This window comes from Dietzia sp. CQ4 (assembly GCF_014145125.1).
Lineage (GTDB): Bacteria > Actinomycetota > Actinomycetes > Mycobacteriales > Mycobacteriaceae > Dietzia > Dietzia natronolimnaea.
The window spans coordinates 1-2,863 of the sequence record NZ_JAALDZ010000411.1 but is presented as its reverse complement, the minus strand read 5'-3'; the positions used below and the strand labels follow the sequence as shown (position 1 = coordinate 2,863).

General features: G+C 72.8%; 2 protein-coding genes. Both read left to right on the top strand.

Annotated features, from left to right (window positions below):
- Positions 1–1,282: FAD-binding protein (locus tag G6031_RS18005; RefSeq protein ID WP_182654016.1), on the top strand; the 1,282-nt coding region annotated here is incomplete at its 5' end.
- 44 nt (positions 1,283–1,326) lie between these two features.
- A partial coding sequence (locus G6031_RS18000; protein ID WP_347238528.1) for an FAD-dependent oxidoreductase occupies positions 1,327–2,863 on the top strand: 1,537 nt, incomplete at its 3' end.

The window sequence follows — 2,863 nt, the reverse complement described above, 5'->3', positions numbered from 1 at the left end:
CGGAATGGCCGGCCTCACCGCGGCCGCCCGCGCCACCGACCGCGGAGCACGCGTCGTGGTGGTGGAGAAGGCCCGGGACGTCGGCGGCTCCGCGCGGTTCGCAGGATATGCCTGGACCGCGCCCTCGCGGCAGATCATGGCGGAGATCAACCCCCATGGGGACGAGGAACTCCGCAACGCGGTCATCGACGACTTCGCCGCCGGACTCGACTGGATCCGCGGCCGCGGTGTCGAGTGCGCCGAAGGGGTCCCCGTGCTCCGCTACGGGATCGGGCACGCCTTCGACACCAACCAGTACCTCGACGCGTGCGCCCGCGAGATCAAGGCCGCCGGGAACGCGATCCACACTGCCGCCCAGGTGCAGGGACTCATCACCGAGGGCGACAGGGTGGTCGGGGCGACGGTCCGGTTGGCCGACGGCGAGGTCCGCGAGATCCGAGCGCGACGAGTCCTCCTGGCCACCGGGGGGTTCCAGGCCGACGCGGAGCTGGTGGAGCGCCACCTGCACCCGCTGGCCTCACGATTCCCGCTCCGGTCCAACCCGCACAGCGACGGCGGGGGACTGAGGCTGGCGGAGTCGGCGGACGCCGCGATCGGCTTCGACGACGCGGGCTTCTACGGCCACCTCATCCCCTCGGGCACGCCCTTCCGGGACTCCGGTGACTTCGTGGGGATCTCCCTCTACTACTCCGAGCACGCGCTGCTGTTCAACCTCCACGGCGAGCGCTTCATCGACGAGACCCGGGGCGACCACCTCACGGCGATGGCGCTCATGGAGCAACCCGAGGCCCGTGGCCTCCTGGTCGCGGACGAGCGGGTGTACCGCGACTGGATCTGCGGCTCCTACGTCGAGGGCGCTGTCGCGATCGACAAGTACACCGAGGCCTCCAGGCGCGGTGGCCGGTGCGGTCTCGCGGAGACTCTCGAGGAGTTCGAGTATCTCCCCGAGGAATGGGGCTACGACGGAGCGAGGATCGCCGAGGGGATCCGCCGGGTCAACGAGTCGGGCCAGAAGGTCGTGCCGCCGCGTGAGTTCGACTTCGCCCCGCTCGACCGCGGGCCGTACTACATCGTCGAGACGACCCCGGCCGTGACGTTCCCGTTCGTCGGCATCCGGATCGGGGCCGACACCTCGGTCCTGCGCGCCGACGGCACGGCGATCCCGGGCCTGCTCGCCGCGGGGTCGGACACGGGCGGGGTGTACCGCCGCGCGTACGCGGGCGGCCTGGCCACCGCGCTGGTGTTCGGGCTGCGGGCCGGCGACGCGGCAGCCGTGGTCTGAGACCGCCCCGTCCCCGCCCGATGCCCGCCCCGGAAGGACCCCAGGTGATCACAGAGTTCCCCCACGCTTTCTCCCCGTTCCCGCTCGGCGCACTCACCCTGCGGAACCGTCTGGTCGCCCTGCCGGCCGGGACGAGTATGGCCACCGACGGTGTGCCCACCCACGGCGACCAGGAGCACTTCGAGCGTCTGGCCGCCGGCGGGGTCGGGTTGATCATCGGGGGCGCGACGGTGGTGCACCCCTCGACGACCCTGCGGTCCCGCAAGCTGGTCGAGGCCTACAACGAGGAGGTGCTCCCCGCCCTCACGGAGAAGGCGACGGCCGTTCACCGGCACGGCGCCAAGATCATCGGTCAGCTGGTCCACCTCGGGCGTGAGTTCATCGGGGGAGAGTCCGACTCGCCGCCCTCCGCGCCGTCACCACTCAAGACCGTCCGCGACGCGTACCCCCCGCACGAGTTGTCGGTCGAGGAGATCGCGGACATCGTCGAGGGGTGGCGGCTCTCCGCGGCGAATCTGGCCCGCGCGGGGTACGACGGCGCCGAGATCCACGCCGCGCACGGCTACCTGCCGGCCCAGTTCATGTCCGCCCTCACCAACAGGCGGACCGACGGGTACGGCGGGGACCTCGCCGGTCGCATGCGCTTCCTCGACGAGGTCGTGGCCGCCATGCGGGAGGCGATGCCCGACCGCATGGTCCTCGGTGTGCGGCTCAGCGGGGAGGAGGAGATCCCCGGCGGGATGGGGATCGAGGACTGCGTGCGGATCGCGCGGCACCTGGCCGCCTCGGGGGCGGTCGACTACTTCAGCATCACCCACGGCACGCGCGGCACCTACGTCAAGGACTCCACTCACCCCGACGCCGTCGCCGTCGACTCCGCGGCGCGCGTCCGCGCCGAGACCGGGATCCCCGTCCTGGTGGGGCAACGGATCCGCGACGCGGCGACCGCCGACCACGTCGTCAAGAGCGGGAAGGCCGATCTCGTCGGCATGGCACGGGCGCTGCTGGCGGACCCGGACCTGCCGTCCAAGTCCGCGCAGGGGCGGCTGGGTGAGATCCGCGGGTGCCTGGGGATCAACCAGGACTGCCGCGCGTTCGATCCCCACCTGCACTGCGCGGTCAACGCCGAGATCGGCCGGGGTCGTCACCGGAACGTCGGGGTACGCGCGGCGGAGCCGAAGGACGTCTACGTGATCGGCGGGGGTCCGGCCGGACTCGAGGCCGCCCGCGTCGCCGCCGGCCGCGGGCACCGCGTGACCGTACTCGAGGCCGCGACCGACCTCGGGGGTGCCGTCCGGGTGGCCGCGCGGTCCCCGCACCGGGCCACCCTCATCGACGTGATCGACTACCTCTCCGCGGAGATGCGCCGCCTGCGGGTGGACGTCAACCTCGGAGCGGAGATCTCGCAGGACGATCTCGCCGAGCTCGTGGAGGCGGCCGACCACGTCGTCGTCGCCACCGGCTCCCGCCCCGGCCCCGTGCCGTCCGCCGGTCGCGGCCCGGCCGTCGTCACGGTCGACGACGTCCTCACCGGGCGGATCCCCGCCGCGGTGGGCCGGGCGGTCGTCTACGACGAGAGCG